Source organism: Leptolyngbya sp. CCNP1308 (assembly GCF_034932455.1).
Lineage (GTDB): Bacteria > Cyanobacteriota > Cyanobacteriia > Phormidesmidales > Phormidesmidaceae > Nodosilinea.
The window spans coordinates 103,570-126,744 of the sequence record NZ_JAYGIH010000074.1 but is presented as its reverse complement, the minus strand read 5'-3'; the positions used below and the strand labels follow the sequence as shown (position 1 = coordinate 126,744).

General features: G+C 58.7%; 23 protein-coding genes. 12 read left to right on the top strand and 11 right to left on the bottom strand.

From position 1 onward, the window contains the following. Nucleotides 1-114 precede the first annotated feature (114 nt). The 7 genes from tkt to VB780_RS19075 form a co-directional block, all read right to left on the bottom strand. Complete coding sequence (tkt, locus tag VB780_RS19105) at nt 115-2,121, bottom strand: transketolase (protein WP_323352767.1); 2,007 nt, start codon at nt 2,119-2,121, stop codon at nt 115-117. Between the two features lie 234 nt (nt 2,122-2,355). Continuing rightward, nucleotides 2,356-3,609, bottom strand: coding sequence for a beta-ketoacyl-ACP synthase II (gene fabF, locus VB780_RS19100; protein ID WP_323352766.1), 1,254 nt, complete (start codon nt 3,607-3,609; stop codon nt 2,356-2,358). Between the two features lie 138 nt (nt 3,610-3,747). Beyond that, the gene (acpP, locus tag VB780_RS19095; protein ID WP_073608383.1) at nt 3,748-3,987 is read right to left on the bottom strand and encodes an acyl carrier protein; all 240 of its coding nucleotides are present in this window, start codon (nt 3,985-3,987) and stop codon (nt 3,748-3,750) included. A 249-nt stretch (nt 3,988-4,236) separates the two neighbouring features. Then, nucleotides 4,237-4,833 carry a nucleoside triphosphate pyrophosphatase gene (locus VB780_RS19090; protein WP_323352765.1) on the bottom strand — a complete coding sequence of 199 codons (597 nt, stop codon included), beginning with the start codon at nt 4,831-4,833 and terminating at the stop codon, nt 4,237-4,239. A 105-nt stretch (nt 4,834-4,938) separates the two neighbouring features. Next, on the bottom strand, nt 4,939-5,481 hold the full coding sequence (psbP, locus tag VB780_RS19085; RefSeq protein ID WP_323352764.1) for a photosystem II reaction center PsbP: 543 nt from the start codon (nt 5,479-5,481) through the stop codon (nt 4,939-4,941). Nucleotides 5,482-5,541: 60 nt separating this feature from the next. Continuing rightward, entirely contained in the window at nt 5,542-6,318 is a 777-nt protein-coding gene (locus tag VB780_RS19080) for a class I SAM-dependent methyltransferase (RefSeq protein WP_323352763.1), read from the bottom strand. Nucleotides 6,319-6,381: 63 nt separating this feature from the next. Next, complete coding sequence (locus tag VB780_RS19075; protein ID WP_323352762.1) at nt 6,382-6,969, bottom strand: DUF2854 domain-containing protein; 588 nt, start codon at nt 6,967-6,969, stop codon at nt 6,382-6,384. Between the two features lie 162 nt (nt 6,970-7,131). Between VB780_RS19075 and VB780_RS19070 the strand changes: the two genes are divergently transcribed. From VB780_RS19070 to purD, 7 genes are all read left to right on the top strand, one after another. Beyond that, entirely contained in the window at nt 7,132-7,305 is a 174-nt protein-coding gene (locus tag VB780_RS19070) for a hypothetical protein (protein WP_190629736.1), read from the top strand. Between the two features lie 133 nt (nt 7,306-7,438). Then, the gene (locus VB780_RS19065; protein ID WP_323352761.1) at nt 7,439-7,756 is read left to right on the top strand and encodes a 2Fe-2S iron-sulfur cluster-binding protein; all 318 of its coding nucleotides are present in this window, start codon (nt 7,439-7,441) and stop codon (nt 7,754-7,756) included. Between the two features lie 193 nt (nt 7,757-7,949). After that, nucleotides 7,950-8,147 carry a hypothetical protein gene (locus VB780_RS19060; protein ID WP_323352760.1) on the top strand — a complete coding sequence of 66 codons (198 nt, stop codon included), beginning with the start codon at nt 7,950-7,952 and terminating at the stop codon, nt 8,145-8,147. Then, the gene (locus tag VB780_RS19055; protein ID WP_323352759.1) at nt 8,144-9,286 is read left to right on the top strand and encodes a DUF3326 domain-containing protein; all 1,143 of its coding nucleotides are present in this window, start codon (nt 8,144-8,146) and stop codon (nt 9,284-9,286) included. The genes VB780_RS19060 and VB780_RS19055 overlap by 4 nt, the downstream gene beginning before the upstream one ends. 182 nt (nt 9,287-9,468) lie before the next feature. Beyond that, entirely contained in the window at nt 9,469-9,900 is a 432-nt protein-coding gene (locus VB780_RS19050) for a response regulator (RefSeq protein WP_323352758.1), read from the top strand. After that, the gene (locus VB780_RS19045; RefSeq protein WP_323352757.1) at nt 9,887-11,218 is read left to right on the top strand and encodes a hybrid sensor histidine kinase/response regulator; all 1,332 of its coding nucleotides are present in this window, start codon (nt 9,887-9,889) and stop codon (nt 11,216-11,218) included. The genes VB780_RS19050 and VB780_RS19045 overlap by 14 nt, the downstream gene beginning before the upstream one ends. 119 nt (nt 11,219-11,337) lie before the next feature. After that, nucleotides 11,338-12,615: a phosphoribosylamine--glycine ligase gene (purD, locus tag VB780_RS19040; protein ID WP_323352756.1), complete on the top strand. Its 1,278-nt coding sequence runs from the start codon at nt 11,338-11,340 to the stop codon at nt 12,613-12,615. 114 nt (nt 12,616-12,729) lie between these two features. Here purD and VB780_RS19035 read toward each other — a convergent pair whose 3' ends face one another. Next, nucleotides 12,730-14,073, bottom strand: a complete 1,344-nt coding sequence (locus VB780_RS19035) for a hypothetical protein (RefSeq protein ID WP_323352755.1) — start codon at nt 14,071-14,073, stop codon at nt 12,730-12,732. Between the two features lie 230 nt (nt 14,074-14,303). Next, nucleotides 14,304-14,573 carry a GlsB/YeaQ/YmgE family stress response membrane protein gene (locus VB780_RS19030; protein WP_073610913.1) on the bottom strand — a complete coding sequence of 90 codons (270 nt, stop codon included), beginning with the start codon at nt 14,571-14,573 and terminating at the stop codon, nt 14,304-14,306. A 493-nt stretch (nt 14,574-15,066) separates the two neighbouring features. On the opposite strand from VB780_RS19030, the gene VB780_RS19025 reads away from it, so the two are divergent. From VB780_RS19025 to VB780_RS19010, 4 genes are all read left to right on the top strand, one after another. Then, nucleotides 15,067-16,986: a 3-oxoacyl-[acyl-carrier-protein] synthase III C-terminal domain-containing protein gene (locus VB780_RS19025; RefSeq protein WP_323352754.1), complete on the top strand. Its 1,920-nt coding sequence runs from the start codon at nt 15,067-15,069 to the stop codon at nt 16,984-16,986. Then, complete coding sequence (locus VB780_RS19020) at nt 16,983-17,888, top strand: DUF6999 family protein (RefSeq protein WP_323352753.1); 906 nt, start codon at nt 16,983-16,985, stop codon at nt 17,886-17,888. Before VB780_RS19025 ends, VB780_RS19020 begins: the two co-directional genes overlap by 4 nt. 144 nt (nt 17,889-18,032) lie before the next feature. Then, on the top strand, nt 18,033-19,847 hold the full coding sequence (locus VB780_RS19015) for a M3 family oligoendopeptidase (protein WP_323352752.1): 1,815 nt from the start codon (nt 18,033-18,035) through the stop codon (nt 19,845-19,847). Between the two features lie 273 nt (nt 19,848-20,120). Next, on the top strand, nt 20,121-20,678 hold the full coding sequence (locus VB780_RS19010) for a DUF421 domain-containing protein (protein ID WP_323352751.1): 558 nt from the start codon (nt 20,121-20,123) through the stop codon (nt 20,676-20,678). Here the strand turns inward: VB780_RS19010 and lepB are convergent. Continuing rightward, a complete protein-coding gene (gene lepB / locus VB780_RS19005) occupies nt 20,671-21,228 on the bottom strand; it encodes a signal peptidase I (protein ID WP_323352750.1) in 558 nt (185 codons plus the stop codon). The two genes, VB780_RS19010 and lepB, sit on opposite strands and share 8 nt — an antisense overlap. Before the next feature lie 453 nt (nt 21,229-21,681). On the opposite strand from lepB, the gene VB780_RS19000 reads away from it, so the two are divergent. Next, nucleotides 21,682-22,107 carry a DUF2949 domain-containing protein gene (locus VB780_RS19000; protein ID WP_323352749.1) on the top strand — a complete coding sequence of 142 codons (426 nt, stop codon included), beginning with the start codon at nt 21,682-21,684 and terminating at the stop codon, nt 22,105-22,107. On the opposite strand, the gene VB780_RS18995 is transcribed toward VB780_RS19000, so the two are convergent. Further along, a complete protein-coding gene (locus VB780_RS18995) occupies nt 22,052-23,101 on the bottom strand; it encodes an AI-2E family transporter (protein WP_323352748.1) in 1,050 nt (349 codons plus the stop codon). The genes VB780_RS19000 and VB780_RS18995 overlap by 56 nt on opposite strands. Nucleotides 23,102-23,175 lie beyond the last annotated feature (74 nt).

The window sequence follows — 23,175 nt, the reverse complement described above, 5'->3', positions numbered from 1 at the left end:
GCAGCCCTTACCTCATCCGGCCACTCCACCAACAGCTAAAGGCTCCAGGGCTACTCTAAATAACCCTGGAGCCTTAGTGAGACGATCGCCTCCATCCCAGCAGATTTAGAACCCTTAGCCCAGCAGCGCCTTAGCCCGGCTGACCACGTTCTCAACAGTGAAGCCAAACTTCTCCATCACTAGGCCACCAGGGGCAGAGGCCCCAAAGCGATCGACGCCGATAACGTCGCCTTCAGAGCCAACGTAGCGGCACCAGCCCATGGTGATACCGGCTTCCACCGCCAGGCGCTTGGTGACGGCCTTGGGCAGCACCGACTCCTGGTAGGCAGCATCCTGGGCGTCGAACAGTTCCCAAGAGGGCATAGAGACCACGCGCACCTTGGTGCCTGCGGCCCGCAGTTCCTTAGCCGCATCGACGCAGAGGCTGACCTCGCTACCCGTGCCAATCAGGATCAGGTCGGGGGTGCCGTCGCAGTCGTCAACGGTGTAGGCTCCCTTGGCGACGCCTTCGATCGATGCCCCAGGCAAATTGGGCAGATTTTGACGGCTAAAGGCCATCAGCGTCGGAGTCTTGCGGTGCTCCACGGCGATCTTGTAGGCCCCAGAAGTTTCGGTGCCGTCGGCGGGGCGAATCACGATCAGATTGGGAATGGCCCGCAGGGAGGCAATGGTCTCCACCGGCTGGTGGGTGGGGCCATCTTCGCCCAGACCAATGGAGTCGTGGGTCATCACGTAGATGACGCCCGCCTGGGAGAGGGCCGACAGGCGAATCGCCGCCCGCATGTAGTCGGCAAACACCAGGAAGGTGGCGCAGTAGGGAATCAGCCCCGAGTTGTGCAGGGCGATGCCGTTGCAGATCGCGCCCATGCCGTGCTCGCGCACGCCAAAGCGCAGGTTGCGGTTTTCGTAGGCTCCCTTCTGGAAGCTGCCGGAGATCTTCAGCTCGGTCAGGTTCGAGTGGGTGAGGTCGGCGGAGCCGCCAATCAGCTCTGGAATCGCCGGAGCCAGGGCGTTGAGGGTGACCTCGGAATTTTTGCGGGTGGCCAGAGCCTTATCTTCGGGGGTGTAGGTGGGCAGCGCGTCGGCCCAGCCCTCGGGCAGCTTACCCGCTAGCATGCGCTCAAACTCAGCCGCTTCGGCGGCGTACTTGGTGCGGTAGGTGGCGAGGGTTTCTTGCCACTCGGCTTCGAGGCTGGCACCGCGCTCGATCGCCTTGCGCATGTGGTTGAGGGCGTCTTCGGGGGTTTCAAACTCACCGTGGCTCCAGCCCAGGTTTTCACGGGTGAGCTTGATCTCGTCGCCGCCCAGGGCCGCGCCGTGAACGCCAGCGGTATTTTGCTTGTTGGGGGAGCCGTAGCCGATGGTGGTGGTGACTTTGATCATCGAGGGGCGATCGCTGACCGATTTAGCCTCTTCAATCGCTTTGGCGATCGCATCCAAATCCGTATTGCCATTCTCCACGTGCACCACGTGCCAGCCGTAGGCTTCAAACCGCTTGCCCACGTCCTCGGTGAAGGAGATATCGGTGGAACCGTCGATGGAGATGTGGTTATCGTCGTAGAGGGCGATCAGCTTGCCCAGGCCCAGGTGGCCCGCCAACGAGCAGGCCTCGCCCGAGACCCCTTCCATGTTGCAGCCGTCGCCCAAAATGACGTAGGTGTAGTGGTCTACCAGGGTGGCGTCGGGCTTGTTGAACTTGGCGGCCAGGTGAGCCTCAGCCATGGCCAGACCGACGGCGTTGGCAATGCCCTGACCCAGGGGGCCGGTGGTGACTTCAATGCCGGGGGTTTCAAAGTTCTCGGGGTGGCCGGGGGTGCGAGCGCCCCACTGGCGAAACTGCTTGATGTCGTCCAGCGTTACGCTGTCAAAGCCGCTCAGATAGAGCAGAGCGTACTGCAGCATGCAGCCGTGGCCAGCGGAGAGGACAAAGCGATCGCGGTTAAACCACTGGGGGTTCTTGGGGTTGACCCGCAAAAACTTATCCCACAGTACGTAGGCCATGGGTGCCGCCCCCATGGGCAGACCGGGGTGGCCCGATTTGGCCTTTTCCACGGCATCAATCGCTAAGAAGCGAATGGAATTAATGCAGAGTTCTTCCAGGGATTGAGTTGCAACAGCCATAGGTTCAACAGCTTAACGACGGTTTTTCGGAGCAGCACGCAGTACTAGGACTAGCCCAAGGGCTAACAAGGTTATCGGCCTAAATCGATTAAGACCCCACACACAGCCTCGCCTTTCAGCAGACCCCGCAACCAGACGATTGTCAATACCCTCTGGCTAGGCAAGGCACAAAGCTCAAGTGCCGGACGGCACATTTTAGGTCATTATACCTATCAATCGATTCTATCCGTAACTCTAGCTACGGTATTTCTTAAACACTAGGGTAACGTTGTGCCCCCCAAAGCCAAAGGAGTTGGAGATCGCCACCTCAATGGGCATGGGGCGACTCTGGTTGGGAATATAGTCGAGGTCGCAGTCGGGGTCGGGATCGTGGAGGTTGATGGTGGGCGGGGCGATGTCATTGGCGATCGCCAGACAGGTCGCCACCGCCTCAATGCCCCCAGAGCCCCCCAGCAGGTGCCCGGTCATTGACTTAGTGGAACTCACCGCTACCTTGTAGGCCACATCCCCTAGAGCGGTTTTAATCGCCTGAGTCTCAGTGGGGTCGTTTGCCCCCGTACTGGTGCCGTGGGCATTGATATAGCTAATGTCGCTCGGCGCAAGACCCGCGTCCTTCAGCGCCAGTTGAATGCAGCGAGCCGCCCCGGCCCCGCCGGGCACCGGAGCCGTCATGTGGTAGGCGTCGCAGGTCATGCCGTAGCCAACAATTTCGCCGTAGATGGTGGCCCCCCGACTGAGGGCGTGCTCCAGCTCTTCAAGAATTAGAATGCCGCAGCCCTCACCAATCACAAAGCCGTCGCGGGTTTTGTCAAAGGGGCGGCTGGCGGTGGTGGGGTCGTCGTTGCGGGTGGAGAGGGCGCGGGCCGAGGCAAAGCCCGCCACCGACAGGGGCGTCACCGCTGCCTCGGTACCGCCGCAGATCATCGCCTGGGCGTAGCCGTGCTGAATCAGCCGAAAGGCATCGCCAATGGCGTTGGAGCCAGCGGCACAGGCGGTAACGGCACAGGTGCTCGGCCCCTTAGCCCCGGTGTGAATGGCGGTCAACCCCGCCGCCATATTGGCGATCATCATCGGAATCATGAAGGGGCTACAGCGGCTGGGGCCCCGGGTGAGATAAATTTCCTGCTGATCTTCTAAGACCTTGAGGCCACCGATGCCCGAGCCAATGCAGGTGCCAATCTGCTCGGCATTGAGGTCGGTAATCTCTAGCCCCGAGTGCTTGAGAGCCCGCTGACCGGCAATCACCGCAAACTGGGAAAAGCGATCCATGCGCCGGACTTCTTTTCTATCGAGAAAATCGCCTGGGTCGAACCCCTTAACCTCCGCCGCAATTTGCGACGCGTGCTGGGAAGGGTCAAAGTGGGTGATGCGGGCTGTGCCGCTGCGCCCGGCCACCAGCCCAGCCCAGTACTCCTCTAGGCTATTGCCAATGGGGGTGATGGCGTCCATGCCAGTCACCACAACGCGCTTTGAGTCAGAGTTTGCCATAGCCAAATTTCAGGTGAACCAGGTCGGGGGCGAGGGGCAAGCCGGGCAGGCAATAGTAAAACCGATAGCTTGCGGAGCACCCCTCGGCACCCCGCAAGCACCTTATTCCAAAGGCCAATCCCCAGGATGGGGGAGAGCCTAGGCGGCTTTGTCTTCGATGAAGTTAACGGCATCCTGCACGGTGGCAATACCCTCGGCCGCTTCGTCAGGAATTTCAATGCCAAATTCTTCTTCCAGAGCCATGACCAGCTCTACGGTATCGAGAGAATCGGCGCCCAGGTCGTTGGCGAAGCTAGCTTCGGGCTTAACGTCAGCCTCCTCGACCCCTAGCTGTTCGCTGACAATCTTTTTGACCTTTTCAAAAGTCTCTGCGCTCATGGTTCTCCAACGCCTCTTGGTACTTAATTAATCGACAACAAAAAACCTTATCACCCTGCGACCCCATCGAGACGAATATCTGACGTCAAGCCCCAAGCATAAGGCACTCAATTTTGGTCATCATCCCCTGAGCAGAGTCGGAGGGGAGATGTTACAGAATTTCTGACTTCGACGGCGCTTAGCCAGCTACGGTGACCAATTTCGAGCATTGCTCCATAGTATCGGAAAAGGAGTATCGGAAAAGGAACCCTACCAGAACTCTGTCGCTCGATAGCCGAGTTCTTCAAGCATGGAGCGCAGCAGCGGCAGGCTGAGGCCAATGACATTGGTATGGCAGCCCTCGATTTTTTCGATCAGCAGTCCTCCCTTGCCGTCGCTGGAAAATGCTCCGGCACAGGTCATAGGTTCCCCAGTACTGACATAGGCGACGATGGTGGCATCGTCGATATCGGCAAAGTAAACCCGGGTGACGGCACTGCGCACCAGAATACGGCCTCCGGGGGCGACTAGGGCATGCCCCGTGTGAATTTCGCCCACCTGACCTCGCATTTTCTGCCAGCGGGCGATCGCATCGTCTTTATTTTCAGGTTTGCCGTAGATCTGGCCGTTGAAAGCCAGCACCGAGTCACACCCCATCACCAGGGCTTTAGGGAACTGGGGAGCCACCACCTCGGCCTTGCAGCGGGCCAGGGTAGCCACATAGCTGGGCGGATCGGTGACTCTAACCTGGTCTTCGTCAAAGTTGCTGGGGTACACAAACGGATGAATGCCAGCGTCTACCAGCAGAACGCGACGAGCCTTTGAGGCTGAAGCAAGCACAAACTGGGGGCGCTGAGAAGTAGGCATAGCTGAAGGTGACGATCTCAAAAAACGTTCCTGGGCAAGGAGGCGAACTCGGCCCGCTGGGCCGGTCGCAGTAAAATCCCGAATAGGTATTGGGATGGAACTTTACTAAGACACCTTAAACGAGGCCACCGACTGCTTCATCAGGTCTCGGACTTTCTCCCAGCGGCCTTCGTCGGTGGAAGCATTAAACGTATAGAGCTTGCCCCGACGCACAATGGCGCTGGCCAGGTTATGGCGCGGCCCAGCGGGCAGATCGGCCAGGTATTCGAGAATGTAGTAGGTTTTATCGTCAGCGGAGCCGATGCGCTGGGCGCTGAGCAAATCGACGCTGCTGTCATCTCCCGCCAGGGCGCTGAAGCTCTTGGAGAGCTTGTAGCCCACTTCGGTGGGGGTACCCAGGGCGTCGAGGTCTTTGCCCTCGGGCACGTCGCTGATCACTACGCTGATGTTCTCGGTCTCGTGGATGATGTCGTGAAAGACAATATCGGCGGCACCGGGCACTTTTACCTCAACCCAGCCGATGGGGTACATAAACTCGTAGCCCGAATATTGGTCGGCGTAGGCCTGAAGACCACCGCCGCCGCCCACACAGCCCTGGAGGGTGACAGCAAAAACAATCAAAAGCACCGTGGCCAGCCGCTTCAGCATGGGTCGATATCCTTGGATCTCTACTTAATCAATAATAATTAATTGTCTCACACGGGCTGCTCAAGCCGGCTTCTGAAAAAACAGCAGATGCTGCTCGGGCAGACTGTCGTCGGTCTTCACCCAGTCGAGGCCCACCAGGGCCATCTCGCGGCGCACCTGGGCCGCGCTCATCTTGTGCAGCCGTTTGATCATAATCAGGGGGTTTTCGGCTTTGTACTCGGCCAGCACGACCCGCCCGCCGGGCTTGAGGGCCGCTACAACCCCTTCCATCACCTCGCGGGGGTTGGCGAACTCGTGGTAGGCATCGACCATCAGCGCCAGGTCAATGGAGTCTGGCGGCAGATTGGGGCTGTCGGGCTGCCCCAGCACCGGCTCCACATTCTCAATGCCCTTGGCCTCCAGCTCGGCCTGGAGCATGGCCAGCATTTCGGGCTGAATATCGACGGCCAGCACCTTGCCCTGGGGCACGAGGGGAGCAATGCGGCGGGCGAAATAGCCGGTGCCCGCCCCGACATCGGCAACGACATCGGTGGGGGTCAGATCTAGGGCCTCGATCGCAGCCTGGGGTCGCTCTTGCAGCACTCGACTGGGGCGATCGAGCCAGCCAGCCCCCTGGTGGCCCATGGTCTGGGCAATCTCTCGGCCCAGGTAGACCCGGCCAATGCCATCGGGGCTAGGGGTCACCGTTTGATACTCGGCACTGGCCTGGAGCGTCGCCGCTCCGCAGGCGGTGAGCCCCCACAGCACAGCGACCAACGCCAGACAGCGCAGGGTAGACACCATTTGCCCTGGAAGCTTGCGCCCGTGGGACTGGGCTAAAGAAGAACGACCTGTCATAAAACAGCTACTGATAACAAAAATAACAAAAACAATCCGCTCGAACGTCCTCAGCCTTGAAGACTAGGCCTCAACCGGGGCCGCCGTGGGCTCTAGCAGGGTCACCAAGGCCAAATTGACCTGGTCTTCAGCGGGCTGGCTGAGTTCGGCGCGCACGCTGGGGCCAAAGAACGATTCAATTTTGGCTTTCTTCTCAACCCAGGTAGAAAAGGGCAGCATTGACGAGTCAAACTCCAGCACCAGGGCGTAGCTGCCGTCCACCTCAGCTTCGTACAGACCCCTGAGTTCGGGGCATTCTTGCCCTGAGGGGCTGAGCCCCAGCTTTTGCAGGGCCACATCGAGATGGGCTTCTTGGCCGTAGCGATAGCGGGTGACATCAAGGCGCACCTGGTTTTGAGTGGGCGTCGCCTGCTCTTCGCGCAGCTTGAGCACCTCAGGCGAGGTGGGCTGGGTGTAAGACACCGGCTCTAACTCAGCGGCCCGCAGCGCCAGCCCGCCCAGCAGCACCGGAATGCCGTAGAAAAAACCGACCAGATTGAGGGTGGAGTTGTCTTGAAAGTAGGCAATAAACCCGACAATAGTGAGCACCCCGCCCACCGCCAGCAGCACCAGACTCAGGTTGATTCGGCCTAACTTAATTCGCCCCAGCATAGAACCCTCGGTGGAAAGATTACTTCTGACTATCATGCCGTCTTGTGGGTGAGAAAGGTAGGTAGGAGCACGTCAGGTACCTGACGCGCTCCTACCTACCTTGCCTGATGCACCCTGCTACAAAGTTGTCTATGCTGTCGGTGAAGAGTTTTAAGGCGGGCTATGGAACTGCAAATGATTCGCGATCGCATTGCCACCATTCGCTCTAAGCGAGAGGCGCTGATTCAGCTGCTAGAGCAGCCTGACCTGGGCACCCTGCGCATTGATGTCAACCAGGCGATCGAAGAAATGGACGATCTGCTGGAAGAATTTGACCGCACTTTTCCGGTGGGATGATAGGTTGAGATTTGGATTGCAATCCATCCAATCCCGGTCTAGGGACTAAGTTTTGCCGGTAGGAAGACTCAGATCTCTGACCTGGACTGGCGACTGTTCTTTAACTACTCACCTAAACTTCCGTCAACTCGCCATGGCCACCAGCTACTCCGTCGAAATCCACCACCAGGGCAAAACCCAGACCATCACCGTTCCGGAAGACCAGACTATTCTGGCGGCAGCCCAGGCGGTGGGGCTCGATTTGCCGACCTCGTGCGGGGCGGGGGTATGCACCACCTGCGCCGCCCTGGTGCTGGAGGGCGAGGTCGATCAGAGCGAGGGCATGGGGGTGAGCACCGAGCTTCAGGCCGATGGCTATGCGCTGCTGTGCGTCGCTTTCCCGCGATCGGACATCAAGCTAGAAACCGAGAAGGAAGACATCGTCTACCAAAAGCAGTTCGGCCAGGGCTAGACCGTAGGGTGGGCACTGCCCACCATTGGATGATTTTGGCAGACAAGTTTCCATCCCAATTAGGGTTGTTTGGCCTTCCCGAGGCTCTAGTGGTGGGCAGTGCCCACCCTACGCCTTCTGTCTCTGCGAGGCTCAGTGGTGGGCAGTGCCCACCCTACACCGGGCAGCAATTGCTTGTTTTAGTGGATAGACCATGGCGTTAGCCACTCACTTTATTACGCTGGAGATCCCTCTGGGAGAAGCCCAAGGAGATTTGGTGGGGGCGATCGAATCAGCCCTGACCGAGCGGGGCGAGCCCCTGCGCTGGGCAATTACCCAGGTGAACTCCGCCACCCAAACCGCCACGGTCGAGGCCGTGGTGACGACGCAATCCAATTCTGAGCTGCTATGAATACCGATCCGAGTCGCCGTCCCTATACGGCGGTGCTAGTGGTGCCGACGGGTATCGGCGCAGCGGTGGGGGGTTACGCGGGGGATGCCCTACCGGTGGCGCGGGCGATCGCCTCAGTAGTCGATACCCTAATTACCCACCCCAACGTGATGAATGGGGCGCAGCTCTACTGGCCGCTACCCAACGCCTACTACGTCGAGGGTTACGGGCTCGACCAGTTTGCAGCGGGCCGCTGGGGACTGCGCCCGCTGCACCGCAACCGCATTGGCCTGGTGCTGGACGCGGCGATCGAAGATGACCTGCGCTGGCGACACCTGCAAGCGGCGGATGCGGCGCGGGCCACTCTGGGCTTAGATTTGACCGATTACGTAGTGACCGATGCGCCCCTGGGGGTAGAGCTACGGACGGCGGCCTCGGGGGTGACCTGGGGCACGATTGGGCGACCCGACAGTTTGCTGCGGGCGGCGGAGCGGGCGATCGCCGCTGGGGCGAATGCGATCGCCGTGGTGGCCCGCTTCCCGGAAGACACCGATGCTGAGACCCTGCAAGACTATCGCCAGGGCCACGGCGTAGACCCCTTGGCAGGGGCCGAGGCGGTGATCAGCCACCTGGTGGTGCGCACCCTGCGGGTGCCCTGCGCCCACGCCCCGGCCCTCAGCCCCCTGCCGCTAGACCCGTCAATTTCGCCCAAGTCGGCCGCTGAGGAACTGGGCCACACGTTTTTGCCCTGCGTGCTGGCGGGGCTGAGCCGAGCGCCAGGTTTTGTGACGGAGCCAACGCTGGGACAATCTAGCCCCGCGCTCTGGGCCGACCAGGTCGATGCCATTGTGGTGCCCGCCAGCGCCTGTGGGGGCAGTGCCCTACTGAGTCTGGGGCGGCGATCGCTGGCGATCGCCGTCGAGGCCAATGCCACTGCTCTAGAGGTCAGCCCCGAATCCCTGGGAGTGCCAGCGGTGCGGGTGGCCTCTTACCTAGAGGCGGTGGGGTTGTTGGCGGCCCATCGGGCGGGCGTTCATCCCCAGGCGCTGACGGCGCAGGTTTCCCAGATCAAAGCCCTCGGTTCTCTCGCCGCAGGTTCTTCCCTTGGGCAGATAGAAAGTAGGCCTGGGGTCTCTACAGTTGTGGTTGGGGAAGGTTAACCAAGCCAACTGCTTTCACCATCAGCCGATGCATTGGGATGGGAAGGCCGCTGGCGATACTATCAACCCCTAAGTGACACGTCCTGGTGTCATGGCCGGTTTTTTTGTTTGCCTTAACCACAACGCTGATTCTCGGGTTGGGCCGATCGATCTGGCCGCCGCTGTCGTTCCAGGAGCAGGTTATGAGCAAGCGTACCGTTAACGTTCTACTCGTCGAAGACGATGAGATAGATGTGATGAACGTGCAGCGGGCATTTAAGCACAACCGCATCGACAACCCTTTATACGTAGCCAATAACGGCCTAGACGCCCTAGATATGTTGCGTGGTACCAACTCTGAGCCACCGTCGGTGCCAGAACATCGCCGTCTGGTGCTGCTTGATATCAACATGCCCAAAATGAACGGGCTAGAGTTTCTCCAAGCGCTCCGCCAGGATGAATCGCTAAAATCTATACCAGTAGTCGTCTTGACCACCTCCGACGCCGACCAAGACCGCCTCGAAGCCTACCGATTGAACGTGGCAGGTTATATCCTAAAACCAATTACCTTTTCTATATTTTCGGAGGTAATGGCGTCCCTCAACCAGTATTGGGCGCTGTGTGAAATTCCTTAATCAGACCCGCTGGACGCCATCGTGGGTAGTAGAAGCAGGGACCGAGCGGATGGGTGAAGCGCTAGAGATTCTTTTGGTGGATGACGATGCCGTCGATCGCATGGCCATCTGCCGCGCCCTCGATCGCGCCGACCTACCCGTTAACGTCACCGAAGTAACTAGCGCTGAGCAGGCGATCGCCAACCTCAGCAGCCGCACCTACGACTGCGTTTTCCTGGACTACCGCCTGCCCGAGCAAGACGGACTGTCGCTGATTCAGCAGTGGCGCACCGAGGGCGTGACCATTCCGCTAGTGGTGCTGACCGGCCAGGGCGACGAGCAAATTGCCGTTGATCTGATGAAGGCTGGAGCCAGCGACTACCTGATCAAAACCCGCGTCTCGCCCGATCGCCTGGCGCTGCTGTTGCGCAATGCCCTGCGCATGTACGAGGCCGAGCAGCGCGAGGCCAGCGCCCTGGCCCAGCTCCAGCAGACCAATAAACTGCTCACCCAGCAAAATGAAGAGCTAGAGCGCCAGCGCCGCTACATCGAAGACCAAAACCTCAAACTGCTAGAGGCCTACCGGGTGAAGTCTGAGTTTTTGGCCACCATGTCCCACGAGCTGCGGACGCCGCTGAACGCCATTTTAGGGTTTTCGCAGATTCTGGACAGCCAGTCGAAGGGGCCGTTGACCCCCCACCAGGCAGAGATGATCAAGCGTATCTTCGCCAACGGCAAGAATCTGCTCAACCTGGTCAACGATATTCTTGACCTGTCTAAGCTAGAGGCCCAGCGCCTCACCCTGAGTCTGACCCAGGTGAATCTCTATGGTCTGGTGCGCTCTACGCTGTCAGACTTGCGATCGCTGGCTGACGGCAAGGCGATTACCCTGGAGAGCACCCTCCAGCTCGACGACCCGGTGGTAGAAAACGACGAACATCGACTGCGCCAGGTGCTCACCAACTTAGTGTCTAACGCCATCAAGTTTACCGAGCGCGGCCAGGTGCACATTACCCTCGCCGAGGTCGCCCCCGATCGCATTTCCCTCACCGTAGCCGACACCGGCATTGGCATCGCTAAAGAGCAGCTGCCCCATATTTTTGAAGCCTTTCGCCAAGTTGACCAGACCATTCGCCGCCCGCGCCCTGGCACCGGCCTGGGGCTGGCCATCGTCAACTCATTAGTGACCATCATGGATGGCACCATCACCGTCAGCAGCGAGCCGGGGCAGGGGACGACCTTTGTAGTCACCCTGCCTCGACAGCTTTCACCGCCGCCAGAGACCCAGACCCCAGACCCTGATCTCAAGCCCGGGTTCAATGGCTTAGGCACTGAGTAGGCGGGGCCAGCCCTGGCTTAAGGCGGTTCCAGCACCATCCTCAACCCCCTGGAAAAAGCCGCCATCTATTTGGGTTGGCAACGTGGGAAAATAAGATTCGCATTTTTGGGAAATTGCCTGTGAAAGCTCTCGTGGTCGGCAGCGGTGGCCGTGAACATACCCTGGCTTGGTCGCTGCTGCGATCGCCCAAAATTACCGAGGTGGTCTGTGTACCGGGCAACGGCGGCACTGCCACCCTACCCCACTGCCGCAACCTGGCCATGGCCCCCACCGACTTTGAGGGCATCGCCCGCTTTGCCCTGGTCAACAACCTAGAGCTGGTGGTGATCGGCCCCGAGCAGCCTCTGGCCGAAGGCATTACCGACTATCTACAAGAGCAGGGGCTGAAGGTGTTTGGCCCCTGCCAGGCGGGGGCACAGATCGAGGCCAGCAAAGCCTGGGCCAAGGCGCTGATGGTCGAGGCGGGCATTCCCACCGCCCAGGCCGCCGTGTTTGAAGACGAAGCCGCTGCCTTAGCTTTCCTAGAGCAGCAGGGTGCCCCCATTGTGGTGAAGGCCGACGGGCTGGCGGCGGGCAAGGGCGTCACCGTGGCCCACACCCTAGAGGAGGCCATTCAAGCAGTCAAAGATGCCTTTAGCGGCAAGTTTGGCGCGGCGGGCCACCAGGTGGTAATCGAAGAATTCATGACCGGCCAAGAGGCGTCGGTGCTGGCCATCACCGACGGCCAGACCATTCGCCCCCTGGTGCCGGCCCAAGACCACAAAGCCATTGGCGAGGGCGACACCGGCCCCAATACCGGCGGCATGGGAGCCTACGCCCCGACCCCCGTGGTCTCCGCTGAGATGATGGAACGGGTGCAGAAAGAGGTGCTGGAGCCGGCGATCGCCACCCTGCGCCGCCGGGGCATTGACTATCGCGGCATTCTCTACGCCGGGCTGATGATTACCCCCGAGGGCATCCCCAAGGTGGTGGAGTTTAACTGCCGCCTGGGCGACCCCGAAACCCAGGCCGTGCTGCCCCTGCTCGAAACCCCGTTAGAAGAGGTGATGCTGGCCTGCATCGAAGGGCGGCTCGACACCCTAGAGCTGACCTGGAAACCGGAGGCCGCCGCCTGTGTCGTGGTGGCCGCCGAGGGCTACCCCGATAAATACCCCAAGGGTATGGAAATTGTCGGCTTTGAAGCCGCCGCCGCCACCGGAGCGCTGGTGTTCCACGCGGGCACCCGTCGCCGGGGCGACACCATTGTGGCCGACGGTGGACGAGTGCTGGGGGTGACGGGCCTGGGTGACACCTTTGAGGCGGCGATCGCCAAAGCCTACGAAGCGATCGACAAAATTTGCTTCGAGGGCATGTACTATCGCCGCGACATTGGCTACCGGGTCAAGGGGCTCTCGTAAATCGCGTGTTTACACTCAAACGATGGCCACAAAGGAGCCGGCTGGGGCCAACTTGGCCCCAACTGCGACGAAGACCAGTCCGGAAGCCATGGGTAGAGGACTAAGGGAAGAGGACTAAACCGCAAAGCCGGTCTTTTGCTTTGGTTTGCCCTTCGACTTTTTCTTGGATGAGTTTTGGCCCACCTCTTGCAGCGCCTCTTGAAACAAGTCATTCAGATGGATAGGCACGCTGGCAATCTCTGGCAGCGTCGGTTCCAACGGCTTGCCCGCTTGGACTAACACATCGTCTAGGTCGTCAGGGGTCAGCTCGGGGCGGTTAACGCATCGCTCCAAAGACGCCATCAACGGCAGGGCATTGTCTTCGGCAAAGCAGTGCCAAACGTAGGCGTTGACCGCATCTTCCTTGAGATATTTTTGAATCAGCTTGTCTACCTTCGCCGCAGATTCTTCATCGGTAGCGTCAAACAGTTGGGTGAGGCGCACGTAGTCTTTTAAGAACGTCTGCCCCCAGCGGGGATGAACAAAAACAGTAACCGCCTCGGCCCGACGCAGTTCATCGGGAAGGTTGATCGGCGGCATCGCCATCTTGATCGCCTGATCGTCTTTGAGCAGACGGCTCACCTCGCGACTGTCTTCGCCAAGCGACTCTACCGACTCAGCAACCTCTTCCTCAGACATGCCTGACTGAGCCACCAGTTCTTTCAATGACTTAGACCCATCCACTCCGATTTCTTCTAAACGGCGCTGGGTCGTCACCTCTTGATACTCTTTGAGCTTTTTGTTTAGCTCATAGCCAGACAGCGTGATCCGATCGCCACCAAAAAAATCGACAAAATCGTGATGGTAGCGCTCTACAGATTGCCAAGCTTCGGTCAACAGCTCAGGGGCATCGCCGTAGAGATAGTTGGGGAACCAATTTTTAAAGTTGCCAATGGCCACGGCCAGCTTTGGCTTTCCCAGTTTTCCCAACAGCATCAGGGGGCCTGAAAACGTCCAGATATCTCCTGTGTCGGGTGCCAGGCGAGTGACGACAATTTCACCGGGGCTTAACCGCGATAGTTCTGCCGCCGACTGCGCCCCGCTGGGTTCTACCCAGTAGCGCTTTTCGGTTAGCCAGTTCATCAATTCGTAGCGCTCTGCTTCGACCTGAAGCACTTTAAAGAGGCCGTTGAAGGTGTTCTGCCAGCTTTTAACCAGAGCCTGATCGTCTAGAGATAGGTCGGGCTGATTTTGTATAAAAATATCCAATACCGATCGGTTAGAAACCCGGCCTTCGGTTAAAAACATATCAATCGCCAGATCAGATCGACTGATGCCCTGGAGGTTGGTGGCTGACCAATGCTTTAAGCGATCGGCGCTGTAGGTTTCTAAGGCCGTTGCTAAATCGCCCTCGGCATCGAGCACAAAGGCCTGTAGGGCTTGCTTTAGAGCATTAGATCGTTTTAGTTGTTCGTTCACGCGCGGCCTTGTTGACACAGTGGAAAGAAAGCTAATCAAAACCTTACTAGAAAAAACAATTTAGGGCAACCTGCTGACAAGCTGCCCTAAATCATTGTAATTAGATAAGTTTATCGCCAAAGAACAGTCGCAATCCTAAGCAGTGAACCGAAGTTTCAATCTTTGGAAAATGCCATCTTTAATCTGGCTGACTTGTGCTTACCTACTTTGCTAGCAAAAACTGATAACGATTAGACGGCCCGCTTAGCCACTGCGTAGTAGATAAATAGAGCAACAATTGCGCCCAGAACCGCAATTACCACACCACCGATGCTGAGGCCGGTTGCCGTTAGGGCTAGCGATCCTGTGGTTAGCAGGGTATAGAGGCTACCGCCAACAAATGCACCAATTACACCCAGAATTAGCGTGCCTAAAATGCCGCCGCTCTGATGCCCAGGATAAATAGCTTTAGCAATTGCGCCAGCAATCAAACCCAATACGATCCATGCCAGAATATTCATGCGTCCTCTCCAAAATGTTTAGTAGGCAATTAGTGCCTTTGTCCTTACTGTTAAAACAATAGCGAATGGCCCCAGCTAGCGAGACCATCTAAAGATATAGTTGGCCCTCGTCTAAAGGCATACCTGAGGTTTTGGCGGCTAGCACTGCTGGCGTTTAGCTAGGCTATATCTTGCTGCCTCGGCACTGTTTCTAATTTAGGCAGCAAACCATCGGCTTCCGTGGCATCGGGGCCAAACTCTAAAGCGGATCGGCTTAGGTCATGGCGCTGGGCAACGGTGCTTTACTGGGCAAATGGCTCACCTGACACAAGGTTCAGGGCTGAGTCGATTGGGGCATCTTGAGACGACGCATCTCGTCAACGGTTTTCCGCTGTTTTTTGCTTCAGCCACTGGCGACGTGCTGTCAGGGCCGAGATCGATTCACTTGCTATGGCGCAACCAGCGGGCCGCCCAGGGCTGCAACTGACAGTCTTATGCTAAGAGGTCTAACCCCATGCCGTCTTTCACCCCCGCCGACCGGGCTCAACCCCGGTCGGCCTACATCACCCACATCGGCAAATGTCTGCCGGGAGACCCGATCGCCAACAATGAGATGGAAGCCTATCTGGGCCAGGTGGGCGATCGCCCCTCCCGAGTCAAGGCCCGCATTCTCAAAAGCAACGGCATTCAGCAGCGCTACTACGCCCTCGATCGCCAGCAGCAGACTACCCTCAGCAACAGCCAGATGGCGGCAACAGCGGTGCGAGACACCCTGGCCCAGGCTGAGCTAGACCCCAAGGCCATTGACCTGCTGGCCTGCGCCACCACCTGGCCCGACCTGCTGGTGCCGGGCTTTGCCAGCATGGTGCACGGAGAACTGTCGGAACTGGCCCCGGTGGAGGCGACCTCCCACCAGGGGGTGTGCTGCGCTGGCGTGGCGGCGCTTAAATACGCGGCGGCCCAGGTGCAGCTGGGTCAAAAGCGGCGGGCGATCGCAGTGGCCTCAGAGCTGGCCTCGCGGTTGTTTAAGCACACCCGGTTTGAGGCCGAAACCGCCGCCGGGACTACCCTTCCCTTCGACACCGAGTTTCTGCGGTGGATGCTGTCGGATGGGGCGGGGGCCTGCTTAGTCAGCGATCGCCCCAGCGCCAGCGGTCTCAGCCTCAAGATTGAGTGGATTGAGTCGGTCTCCCACGCCAACACCCATCCGGTGTGCATGTACGCCGGGGTCGATAACCCTACGAATCTGACCAGCTGGATGGACTTTCCCGACCAGGGGGCAGCGGCAGCGGCGGGAGCGCTCAACCTGCGCCAAAACATTCGCCTACTCGACCAGGTGGTGCAACTGGGCGTAGAGGGCTGGATTCGGCTGATTGAAGCCGGTCGGGTGCACCCCGACCAGGTGGACTGGCTGCTCTGCCACTACTCGTCGCATTTCTTTCGCAGTCAGATCATCGACCTGCTCGAACAGGCGGGCTGCATGATTCCTGAAGAGCAGTGGTTTACCAACCTCTACACCCGAGGCAACACCGGCTGCGCCTCGATCTATCTGATGCTGGAGGAGTTGTTTAACTCGGGCAAGCTGCGAACCGGGCAGCAGATCTTTTGCTTTGTGCCCGAAAGCGGTCGGTTCACCACTGCCTACCTGCTGCTGACGGTGGTGGAGGCGACCCCAAGCCAAGGTTCTGAAGCCGAGCCGCCGAGGGCTGTTGCTGCGGTCGCCCCCCCTAACCTTCCTACCCCGGCGGATACTCCCCCAGAGGTCGAAACTCTGGAGTCCACCGTCTCTGAAACGCTGCTGCGCCAGCTGATGCTGGTGTGGCTGACCTTTGAGCGAGAGCTGCGATCTGTCCCCATCGTCAGGCGACTGCACCGGGGGGAGTTTACCCTTGTAGACTACCGGGCGCTGCTGCGGGCCTTGCGCCCCCAGGTGGTCGATGGCGCAAGGTGGATTACTCGGGCCGCGTCGAATATGACCGACTTTGAGCTGCGATCGCACCTGATCGGCCACGCCCGCGACGAGCACCGCGACTTTCAAATGCTGGAGCGCGACTACGTCTCGGTGGGGGGAAAGCTTGAGGAGATCCTGGGGGCTGAGCAAAACATTGGTTCAGAGGCCCTGTCCGCCTTTATTTTTCAGCGTGCCTCCCGCGAAAACCCAATTGATCTGCTGGGCAGCATCTTCATTGTGGAAGGGCTGGGCAACCGCATGGCGGGCCAGTGGGCCGCGCTCATTCAACAAAGTCTGGGGTTAGATAAGACCCAGATCTCCTTCCTCAGCTACCACGGCGAGAACGACGAGGCCCACGTGCAAAAGCTCGATGCCTTTCTGACCGCCGACTGGATGACGGCAGACATTGCCGCCCGCATTGTCAAAACGGCCCAGGTCACCGCCCGCCTGTACCGCCTGCAACTGGAAGAGATTGACCTATGACCTACACCCCAGCGCCCCACAACCGGCAAGACCCCAGCTACTGGGATGCCATCTATGCCGACTGGGCCATCCCCCTCGACCCCACCGCCAAAGCCTATATGGTCAAAGACCTGCAAAGCTGGTCGCGCTGCTACCTGCTGCTGCCGATCAAACTCTTCGCCAACCTGGCCATGGCCTTGATTATGACGCTCAAGCGGCTGTTGCCCTTTCAGTTTCGCAACTACTGGCTGATGCACCAGCTGGCCGTCTGGTTTCTCAACACCTTTACCACCCCCGAAGCCTGCTACCTGATTGTGCGCCACTTCGGCATTGGCTCTAACATCGTCAATTTTTTAATTGACAACGGCCCCGACCCAACCCTGCCCCACGCCACCCTCTACCCCCGCCGGGTAGAAGACCTGGCCGCCAACGCCTTTTTAGAGCACGACATCAACCTCTACAACTTTGTGCTCGACTATCACCGCGCCCAGGAGCAGCATCCTAACTGGCTAGAGCATGTGCGTCAGCGCGGGCTCAGCTATGGCGGCATTCGCCCGGTGTCGGTTGCGATCGACATCACCCGACGGGGCTGGCTCCAGGTGCTCGATATGGAGTCCTCCCTGGAGCTGTTCAAGATCTGCTATTCCCTCTGGGTCACCAGCGACGAGTTTGAGCGGGCGGTACTTTCCCTTCAGTTTGACGAAAGCTTTGCCCTCTACTTTAGCCGGGTAACGGGCGACTACAGCTGGAACCACACCGTGAGCAACCGCCATCCCTTAGCCCCCAACAGCGCTTTTGGGGCGGCCCGCAATCTGCTGCTGCACGGTCTGGCGTCGGAGTCGCTTCAGCGGTATCTGGAACTGGCTATGGCAGATGGGCGGGAGAGAGTTGAAGGGGCAATCGCCCCAAGTCATACTGTCTAGGCAGACCGCCGCGGCATGCCGAATGCTGTCGGTAAGAGGTGGCAGCGATCGCTCCTGCCGACGCGCTATACCTCTAGCTACAGCCAGAACCCATGGGACATTGGTTAAGCTAAGGTCACCTTCCTTCCCTAGCCTCTCCTGCCCATGCCCCGTCTACAACAAACCTGGGACAACAGCGCCTTTTTCAGCGGTAGTGACGATCCCCAAATTGCCGTTACTGTCGAACGCATCAGGGCCGAAATCGATACTCTAGCCACTCTCTGCGCTCCCTTTGTCGAGCAGATCGAACCCGCAGAACCCCTGGTTCAAGACCAATTCGAGGGATTGCTGGCCCAGGTTAGAACCGCCCACCAGCAGCGCACCGCCACCGCCAAACGCCTAGGCAACCTGCGTACCTTTATTTCCTCTATTCTCAGCGTTGACTCCCGCGATGCCAGCGCCAGCGAGTGGAAACCCACCCTGCAACAGCTCAGCGCCGAAATCAGCCAGGCCACCAAAGCCCTGGATATTTTTCTGCTGCGGGTCGATGACGCCTTTATCCAGGCCTTGATTGCGGATCCAGTGCTCGCCGAGCTGAGCTTCTCGCTGCGGCACCAGCGCCAGCTCAACGATCAGCTGCTCAGCCTGGCCGAAGAAAAGCTGATCACCGGCCTGGCTGTAAACGGACTCCAGGGCTGGGGCAACCTCTACACCGAACTCTCGGGCACCCTGCAATGCACCGTGGCGGGTGACACCGTTGGCTTGGCCAAAGCCTTTAACCTGCTCAGTTCCCCCGATCGCACCATCCGCTCCGAGGCCTGGCACGGGGTCAACGCCGCCTGGGAAAGCCGGGCCGATACGGTAGCGGCCATCCTCAACGCCATCAACGGCTGGCGGCTCGAGGAAACCAAGCAGCGGGGGCACCACCGCCGCCTGCACTACCTCGACAAAAGCTGTCACCAGAGCCGCATCGATCGCACCACCCTCGACGCCATGATGGCGGCCACCTACGACCGGCGGGCGATCGGCCAGCGGGCTCTAACGGCGATGGGCAAAGTGCTCGACATCCAGCCCGCCCCCTGGGATTTATTTGCGCCACCCCCGGCAGCGGGCCAGACCGAGGGCTTTTCTTTTGAGGCGGCGATCGAACTAGTTGCCGATGCCTTTCGCCAGTTCACCCCGGCCATGGGCGACTTTGCCATGATGATGGCCGAAAAGGGCTGGATTGACGCAAAGCCGACTCCCAACCGAGCCACCGGGGCCTACTGCACCAGCTTCGCCGAGCCCAAGGAACCGCGCATTTTTATGACCTTCGAGGGCAGCATGAACAACGTGCTCACCCTGGCCCACGAACTGGGCCATGCCTGGCACAACTGGGTGATGCAAGATCTGCCCCGCTACAAGACCTTCTACCCCATGACCCTGGCCGAAACCGCCAGCATCTTTGCCGAAACCCTAGTGCGCGACGCCCTGTTTGAGCAGGCCCGCTCCCCCGAACAGATGCTCAAAATTGCCTGGGAAGAAGGAGCCGCCGCCATCACATTTCTACTCAACATTCCCGCTCGATTTACCTTTGAACAAAAATTGGTCGAGGCTCGCCAGCAAGGGTTTGTGATTGCAGGCACCCTCAAGGGGCTGATGCGCGACAGCTGGCAGCACTGGTACGAAGACAGCCTGACCAGCTACGACGAGATGTTTTGGGCCAGCAAGCTGCACTTCTCGATCGCAGAGCTGGGCTTCTACAACTATCCCTACCTGTTTGGCTATCTGTTTAGCCTGGGCATCTACGCCCAAAAAGACCACTACGGCGCTCAGTTCAATGATCTGTACACCAAGCTTCTGCGCGACACCGGCAGCATGACGGCAGAAGATGTAGTGCTGCGCCACCTCCAGCAAGACATTCGCCAGCCCAAGTTTTGGCAGGCCAGTTTAGACATCGTCGATCGCGCCGTCAGTCGCTTAGAAAGCCTGGTGGTGTAGGCGCAGAAATTTGCTGCCTGGTTGTTGCTGGTCATTAGAGCCTGTGAACTTGGCGAAATTTAGCGATCGCTAAATTTCGCCAAGTTGGCTCATGGATACTCTTCACCGCCAGCTTGCAGGATGAGGAAGGGTTAACCAAAATCGCTGAACACCTACTGATCTCCCTAAACTCCGTAGCAAGTGAAGTCCAGATTAGGACAGTCCAAAACGCCAGGATTCAAGCCGATCGCGCATTTTTAATTTTTCACTCTTCCATCTTTCATTTTTTGCCCTATGTCTATCGCTCACGATCTGTGGATACCCGATATATCCATCCTCGAAAAGATTGTTCGGCCCATCTTGGTCTACGGCTTTTTGCTCATTGCCCTGCGGCTGGGGGGCAAGCGCGAGCTAGGACAGCTGACTGGTTTTGATCTGGTTGTGCTGCTCATGCTCTCCAATGCCGTGCAAAACGCCATCATTGGCGACGACAACTCGGTCTCAGGGGGGCTGATTGGGGCCACTACCCTGCTGATTACCAACTACCTGGTGGTGCGCCTGGCCTATCGCTATCCCCGCATTCAGCAGGTGGTGGAAGGCCGATCGACGCCGCTGCTGGTAGACGGGCAGATGATCTCAAAAAACCTGGCCAAAGAGCTGATTAGCGAAAAAGAGCTGTATACGGTGCTGCGCCGCCAGGGGTTTGAAGACCTGGCGGAAATTAGGGCGGCAATTTTAGAAACCAGTGGCAGCATCACCGTCGAGCGAGCCACCGATTTGCCTACCCCCGTTGAGGCAGAGCTGCTGCACCGGCTAGACCGCATTGAGCAGCGGCTCCAGCGGCTTAGTTGAGATCGCCAAGGCGATTGGGGGGCCAAAACCGAAACACAGCGCGGCCAATCAGGTGGTCGGCCGGCAAAAAGCCCCAAAAGTGGGAATCGAAACTCTTATTGCGGTTGTCGCCCAGCACTAGGTAAGCATCGTCGGGCACCGTCACTGGCCCGTACTGGTAGTCGGGCTTAGCCGCAATGTAGGGTTCTGTTTGGGGCTCGTTGTTGACGTAGAGCTGTCCGTCTTTGACCTCAATTACGTCCCCCGGCAGGCCAATCAGCCGCTTGATGAAGGCCTCGTCTTGGCCCAGGGCGTCGGGGGGACGAAACACCACAATGTCGCCCCGCTGGGGATCGCCAAAGTCGTAGCTGACCTTGTCGATGATCAGGCGATCGTTGATCTCCAGGGTGGGCAACATAGAGCCCGAGGGAATGTAACGGGCCTCGGCCACAAAGGTGCGAATACCCAAGGCCAGCAGCACGCTGAGGCCCAGGGTCTCAACGGTTTCACGCAAAATGCCTTTGCCGCTGGGGGCCGAGGGTTGGGGCGGGGTAGAGCTAGAATCGGTCATGGCTGGCTCACTGGCAAGGGTTGAAAGCTAATGCTCGTTTGGTCGGGGTCGGCATCAACCGCCGGACAGGGCTGATACTGACCGTCATCACTGACACAATGCTAACGGTAAACACTGGCGTAGGTATAGGTACCCCCAAGTATGTTCTGGAGCGGCGGCGATCGCGCCAATTATAAACGATGCAGAAATAGCCAGTATTGCCAACCGGACAGCTCAGCGTCCTGCCACTAAGGCCTAGTCTTAGCTCTAGATTAGGCCTCAGGTATGTCAATGCCGTGGCGTTGCCGTGGCATTGTGACTGATTTAGCCCCGCGCAACAGAGCTGAAACGCCAGCGACACAGCATTGCCACAACCGCTGCTTAAGCTTTGCCTTCAAATGCAAGCCTGTCGCGAGTGGTCCGCTGCGGCTACTACCAGGCAGCATCAACGCTCCCTCACACCAGAAACTCGCTATGAACTCACCGATGATCAACCGGTTGGTCAGCTTTGTGCAAACCGAATTTGGGGTCTCCAACGAAGAAGTGGCTACCGCCTTCCACCACCATGACTCGGCCACTCAACTGCCGATGATTTTCTGGCAGTATGGGTTTATCACCACAAGCCAGCTCGACATGCTCTTTGCCTGGCTAGAACGGGCTAGATTCCGCTCTCTAGATTTCGCTCTCTGGGGAGAAATAATCAACGGCTCGGAGAATACCGTTTTGCCAATATCCCACAGCGGCGGCGTGACCCTGGGCCGTGCCGATTTCCTCGGCTCTTGCCGACAGCAGTGCGTACGCTCTCAGCAGCGGCGGCAAGGGGAATTTGTCTGCCGCAAACAAGTCAAGCTGTCGGCAGCTTCTCAGCATCGTGATACACCTCCTCAAAAATCCGCTTGATAGCCCCCGCCAGGGGCACCGCTAACAGCAGGCCCAAGACCCCCGCCAGCTGAGAGCCCACTAGCAGCAGTAGCAAAATCCAAACCGGGTTTAGCCCAATTAGGTCGCCGAGAATTTTGGGGGCCACAGCGTTATCAATCAGCTGATCGACCAGCAGGGCGACCACTGCCAGCTCGCCCCCCAGCAAAATGCTTTTAAAGCTGACAACAACAGCCGCCGTAAAAATTCCCACAATATCGCCAAACGGAATCAGCGCCATCAGGCCAATGCCGATGCCAAACACCAGCCAGTAGGGAATTTTCAGCAGAAAGAAGACGGTGGTGAGGCTGGTGGCCATGAGCAGGGCGATCGCAGCCTGCCCCACAAAGTAGTTCTTAAACTTTTCCTGAAACGCCAGCCGAATCTGGCCGCCAAAGTCGCCCGGCAGCCAGCGCAGCAGCCCACCCCAAAACTCATGGCCGTGGAGCAGCAGGTACAGGGTCAGCACAGCCGTAATCAGCACTTCCAGCAGGCTGTCGGCCACGCCAACGATGACTTCAAGCAGCTGGTCGGGCAGTTGGGCCACCTCATCGGGCAGCATTTGGGCCAGCTGAGTCACCAGCGCGGTGACATTTAGAGGAATGCGCTGAACCACCAACCAGTCATCCAGCGCCTGAAACTGCTCGCTACCCGACTCTAACCAGTGGGGCAGGCGATTGCCCAAATCTCCCAGCTGCAACAGCAGGGCCGGCACCAGGGTAAAGCCCAAAAGCCCCACCAGCCCAACGGTCAAGAGCAAAATTAGCGCGATACTGATGCCGGGTTTAATGCCCCGCTTTTCGAGCTGCTCAATCGGGTAGCTGAGTAAAAACGACAGCAGCGTGGCGGCAATCAGCATGGTAAAGGCTGCTTGAAAGGTTTGAAAGACCTTGTAAAGCAGCCAAACATTCAGCATGGTCAAGGGCAGGGCAATTTCCCACACCAGCCAACGGGGCAGCTTGTCGAATGCTTGCATGGTTAAGGGCGGGGCCAAACGGGGTGATCTATAAGACTTTAAGGTAGCGTCTTGCGATTGGGGCAAGTGAAGCC